This is a genomic window from Mesorhizobium sp. M7A.F.Ca.ET.027.03.2.1, from assembly GCF_003999175.1.
Lineage (GTDB): Bacteria > Pseudomonadota > Alphaproteobacteria > Rhizobiales > Rhizobiaceae > Mesorhizobium.
Genome location: NZ_RZOM01000688.1, coordinates 1 through 3,373, shown reverse-complemented (window position 1 = coordinate 3,373; position 3,373 = coordinate 1). Strand labels below are relative to the sequence as shown.

The window sequence follows — 3,373 nt, the reverse complement described above, 5'->3', positions numbered from 1 at the left end:
GCCTTTATTTTTATGCATGTCGTCATCCCAAAACCGCTGGCACTTTTGGGCGACATGCATTGGCGGGAGACGGAAAATGGCAGAGGATCGAATCATCGTGCGCCCGGCGCAGGCGAGCGATATTCCGGCGTTGAAGCAGGTGCTGCAGGAAACGTTCGAAGGCACATGGCTGCCGAACATCACCGAAGCAGCGGCGCGGTGCTATGTCGAGACGGATATTGGCGGGCGCTATGTCGACCGGAGCTGGCCTGAGTTCGCCGTTGCCGAGATCGATGGCGAGGTCGCCGGCCTGATCCATTGGCGCGCGGATTTCATCGAGGCCCTGCACGTCATGGCATCCCGTCAAGGCCAAGGTGTCGGCCGCAAGCTGCTTTCCCATGCCGAACAGGCAATCGGCACCGCCGGGTTGGCGCAGGCGCGGCTGGAAACCGACACGTTCAACCTGCCGGCACAAGCCCTCTACAAGGCGGTCGGCTATGTCGAGAAAAACCGCTATCCAGACGACGAATGGGACAGTGGCTTTACCACGAGTGCTGTTCGAAAAGCGGCTGTAGATCTCTCCTTGACCTGACCTGCCAAGGCGCAGGAACAGCTTTGCGCATGGCCCGGTCCCGCGACACGGTTTTGCCCTTCGACGCCCTTCAATGACCTCGCTCTTGCCTTCAAACAGCCGTCACGAATCTCGTATAAGACTGGCTCGTGGCGGGAGAGGAAGAAGGAGGCGAACCGATATGCAGAACGAACGTGAAATCGACGCCCTGCTCTCACCTGGCGAGGCTGGATCGATCATCGACCGGCTGATGGCGATGCCGCGGAAAACGGACGACGCCAAGATTTCGAATGAATGGGATCGCGCCGTGGCCAGCCGCTTCGAGACCCGTCTGGCCAGACAGATGCGCTCGCAAATCGACGGCGACCGCCAGAACGCGGCCTGATCGCGCGTTGAAACCTACCCCCTCCGCAACCTGACCGGCGCTTCGCCGAAAGTCTTTGAAAACGCCCTCGAAAATGCCGCGGCGGACGAGAACCCGGTCCGCCCGGCAATGTCGGCCATGGCAACCCTTGTATCGACCACCAGCCGGCGCGCGGCACCGAGGCGCAGCCTGAGATAATAGGCGCCCGGCGTCTCGCCGATCGACTTGCGAAAGATGCTCTCCAATGTCCGCGCCGTCACCCCGGCGCGCTTTGCCACTGCTTCTATGGTCAGCGGCTGGTCGACATGCGCTTCCATCAGCCGGATGGCTTGCGCAAGGCGCGGGTCGTAGCCGTCGAGCCGGCCGAGCGAGACCAGCGGCTGTGCGTCGGTGGCGGCGCGCGCCTGGTCGTAGATGAAGACGCTGGCGACATCGAGTGCGACGGCCATGCCGAGCCGCGTACGGATGAGATGCAGCATCAGGTCGAAGGTCGGCGACGCGCCACCCGACGTGAACACCGGCCCGTCGATGACATAGCGGTCAGGGCGGACATCGACGCCGGGAAAGGCCGAGGAAAAATCCTCCATGTCCTCCCAGTGGGTGGTGGCGCTGCGCCCTTCCAGCAGGCCGGCGCGAGCCACCAGCCAGGTGCCCGCCTCGACACCGCCGCAAGCACGCGCCGTGCGTGCCGCCCGGCGCAGTCCGGACAACAGAGCCGACGTTGCATAATTCTGGGTGCCGAAGCCGGCGACGACGACAAGGACGTCGGTTGGCTCGCCCGCGTCGAAACGGCCACTGACCGCCACCGGCAGGCCGCATGTGGTGACCGGAGCCTCGCCGGTCACCGAGACCAGCCGAAAATCGAACAGGGTCTCGCCGGAGATGCGGTTGGCGGCCCGCAGTGGATCGACGGCGGATGCGACGCACATGATGGACGAGCCGGAAAACACCAGCAGCGTCACCTTGAGCGGCGAGCGCTCGGCGCGAAAGATCGTCGGTTTTTCGCTTTTCGTCATGGAAGCTTCGTAAAACGCAAAACAGTTTCCGGCAAGTCGGGCATTGTTGTGGTCATCTTTGTGCATGTCGTTATCCCAAAACCGGTTCCCACTTTTGGGCGACATGCATACTATTGGAGGAGAATTCCATGCCGCTTGCGATGAACCGCGAGGTCTTCATTACCTGTGCCGTGACTGGGTCCGGCGGGTCGCAGGACCGCAGCCCTCATGTGCCGCGCTCGCCAAAGCAGATCGCCGATTCGGCCATCGACGCGGCCAAGGCTGGCGCCGCAATCGTGCACTGCCACGTCCGCGACCCCGAAACCGGCAAGCCCAGGCGCGATGTGCATCTCTACCGCGAAGTGACCGAGCGCATCCGCGAGGCAGAAGTCGACGTCATCCTCAACCTGACCGCCGGCATGGGCGGCGACATGGTGTTCGGATCGCCGGAAGCGCCGCTGCCGCTCAACGAAAAAGGCACAGACATGGGCGGCGCCACCAACCGCATGGAACATGTGCGCCAATGCCTGCCGGAAATCTGCACGCTCGACTGCGGCACCATGAACTTCGCCGAAGCCGATTATGTCATGACCAACACGCCCGGCATGCTTCGCGCCATGGGCGGCATGATGACGGCGCTCGGCGTCAAGCCGGAGATCGAGGCCTTCGACACCGGTCATCTGTGGTTCGCCAAGCAGCTGGTCGAGGAAAAGGTGCTCAATCCGGATGCACTGGTGCAGCTCTGCATGGGCGTGCCGTGGGGCGCGCCCGACGACCTCAACACCTTCATGGCGATGGTCAACAATGTGCCGTCGACCTGGAACTGGTCGGCCTTTGCCATTGGCCGCAACCAGATGGCCTATGCTGCTGCGGCGGTGCTGGCCGGCGGCAATGTCCGCGTCGGGCTGGAAGACAATCTATGGCTCGACAAGGGCGTACTGGCGACCAATGCGCAGTTGGTCGAGCGCGCCGCCAGCATCGTCACCAATCTCGGCGCCAGCATTCTTGGGCCGGAAGAGGTACGGCAGAAGCTCAACCTTACCAAGCGGGCGCCGATCGCGGCATAAATTATTCGTCGGGAGGGTCGGCATGACTACCGTAAAATTCACCGCAATGAAGGATGGCGACCGGGACGACTACGAGTTCCTGACCGCGCATGAGATCGATTATGCCGCCAGGACCGGCGAGCGGCTGCTCGATGCGCTGGTGCAGCTCGACGCGGGCCTATCGGGCTACAAGATCACCCGGCTCGGCCATTCGCTGCAGGCGGCGACGCGTGCCTGGCGCGACGGCGCCGACACCGACTGGATCGCCTGCGCGCTACTGCACGACATCGGCGACATCTATGCGCCTTACAATCACGACGAATATGCCGCTTCGATCCTGAAACCCTTCGTGCGCGAACAATGCACTTGGGTGGTGGAGAAACATGGCGACTTCCAGCGGCTCTACTATGCCCATCAC

5 protein-coding genes are annotated in these 3,373 nt (G+C 63.0%); 4 read left to right on the top strand and 1 reads right to left on the bottom strand.

The window, feature by feature from the left end:
- Positions 1-76: 76 nt before the first annotated feature.
- Positions 77-571, top strand: coding sequence for an N-acetyltransferase (locus tag EN750_RS24960; RefSeq protein WP_164873729.1), 495 nt, complete (start codon positions 77-79; stop codon positions 569-571).
- A 160-nt stretch (positions 572-731) separates the two neighbouring features.
- On the top strand, positions 732-935 hold the full coding sequence (locus tag EN750_RS24955) for a hypothetical protein (RefSeq protein WP_127398055.1): 204 nt from the start codon (positions 732-734) through the stop codon (positions 933-935).
- A gap of 14 nt (positions 936-949) precedes the next feature.
- On the opposite strand, the gene EN750_RS24950 is transcribed toward EN750_RS24955, so the two are convergent.
- The gene (locus tag EN750_RS24950; protein WP_127398053.1) at positions 950-1,930 is read right to left on the bottom strand and encodes a GlxA family transcriptional regulator; all 981 of its coding nucleotides are present in this window, start codon (positions 1,928-1,930) and stop codon (positions 950-952) included.
- 128 nt (positions 1,931-2,058) lie between these two features.
- On the opposite strand from EN750_RS24950, the gene EN750_RS24945 reads away from it, so the two are divergent.
- Both EN750_RS24945 and EN750_RS24940 read left to right on the top strand, forming a co-directional pair.
- Complete coding sequence (locus tag EN750_RS24945; RefSeq protein WP_127398051.1) at positions 2,059-2,976, top strand: 3-keto-5-aminohexanoate cleavage protein; 918 nt, start codon at positions 2,059-2,061, stop codon at positions 2,974-2,976.
- Positions 2,977-2,998: 22 nt separating this feature from the next.
- Positions 2,999-3,373 (top strand): HD domain-containing protein (locus tag EN750_RS24940; RefSeq protein ID WP_189526436.1); only part of this gene is annotated, 375 nt, incomplete at its 3' end.